Below are 1,669 nucleotides of genomic sequence, written 5' to 3' on the forward strand. Positions count from 1 at the left end.
ATTGTATATTATTATTCTAAAAGTTTTTATATAAAAACTTAAACTATATTATGAAATTTGCTGATTTTCCTTATCTAGTGTGTTAGAATTCTTATTGTAAAGGAGTGGTTAATTTTGTCTAAACAAACTAAGACACCAAACTATATTAAAATTGCAGTTGATATTGCTCATAGAATAATAAATAATGAATTCCTTGAAGGCGAAAAAATCACTGGAAGAACTACTTTAGTAAGCATTTACAATGTTTCTCCAGAGACAATAAGAAGATCTTTAGCCTTACTTAAGGATATGGATGTTGTTACTGTAAATGAAAAAAGTGGTATTATAATTAATAATAAGAATGCAGCAAAAGAATTTTTATATAAATTTAAGACTAAGTCAGATTTTACGAATTTAAATAATGAAACCTTTGATTTAATTAAAATGAGAAATGAAATTGATAATAAACTTGAAAAAAATATTACATCAATTATAGAATTTGCCACTCAACTTAGAAATGTTGGTTCTATTATTCCTTTTGAAAATATAGTTAAAAAAGATAGTGTAGCTGTAGGTAAAAGCATTGGTGAATTAAACTTCTGGCATAATACAAAGGCAACAATCATTGCAGTTAAACGAAATGGAGACCTATTCTTGTCACCTGGCCCATATTTTATAATTAATACTGATGATATTATAGTTTATGTAGGTGATGATTCTGTATTGGAAAATGTTAAAAACTACATAGATAATTAAGATATTCAAAGACTACCTTAATTAATGAAGAATGAAGAATTATGGATGTAATTCCTTCGGAATTACTAAATTTAAATTTATTCAAGAAGTCTTTAACATATTGCGTTGGTCGACTTGTAGCCTGCGACCGAGATAGATCATAATATGTTAAAGACTCCTTTACAATGTTAATATTATATTATACCTCGAAGTATATTATACTTGAATCATCCCTCTTTTTTAATCTTGGATAGTTATTGCATTGGCTATCTTCCTCTTGACTTAAGTATAAATTATTATATAAATCGTCTATGTTAGTTTCTTTAACAATATCAATAAAATCTGAATATCCTTTTGCTAAATTAAAAGTATCATAATATTGAGAGAATCCATCCGAAGTTAAGCTAATAGATACCTCTTTAGATATATATATCTTTCCATATAATCCATTATCAATAGCCTCTTCATTTAGCTCTAATATCCAATATCCATTAATCCTATTTTTCATCTTTCTAACATCAAGCACTTCATTATCACAATATTTTCTAGCTTCTAAAATTGATACTTCCTTCTCCCTAGATACTTTTACCATAGAATCTAATATTTTTTCTTCTAATTCTATTATTCTCTTATCTACTATCTCTACTGCATTATCATCTTTTTCTTTATATATTAAAGTACAATCTCCCATTACATAATACTCTAATTCCTTGCTATTAAATCTTACTAATGCTATTGCAGCACAAGGATAATCTACTTCATCTAGATTTTCGTATTCATCATATGTAATGTAACTTTCTTTTACTTCTCTAATAGCAGATTTCATAATATCTTTAAGGCTCTTAGAAGAATTTATATTATTTATTAAATAATCATTTATTTTATCAACATACCAAAGAGCATCTGTTTCTTTTTCTGTTATTCTTTTACCAGTGATTCCTGTTGCTCCATCTAA

General features: G+C 26.4%; 2 protein-coding genes. One reads left to right on the plus strand and one right to left on the minus strand.

What is annotated here, in order from left to right; all coding sequences use genetic code 11:
• Positions 1-114 precede the first annotated feature (114 nt).
• On the plus strand, positions 115-735 hold the full coding sequence (locus E6248_RS15855; protein WP_316341732.1) for a TrkA C-terminal domain-containing protein: 621 nt from the start codon (positions 115-117) through the stop codon (positions 733-735).
• Positions 736-913: 178 nt separating this feature from the next.
• Here E6248_RS15855 and E6248_RS15860 read toward each other — a convergent pair.
• The coding region (locus E6248_RS15860) for a hypothetical protein (RefSeq protein WP_316341733.1) at positions 914-1,669 on the minus strand (756 nt) is incomplete at its 5' end.

This window comes from Clostridium sp., assembly GCF_032552055.1.
Lineage (GTDB): Bacteria > Bacillota > Clostridia > Clostridiales > Clostridiaceae > Clostridium.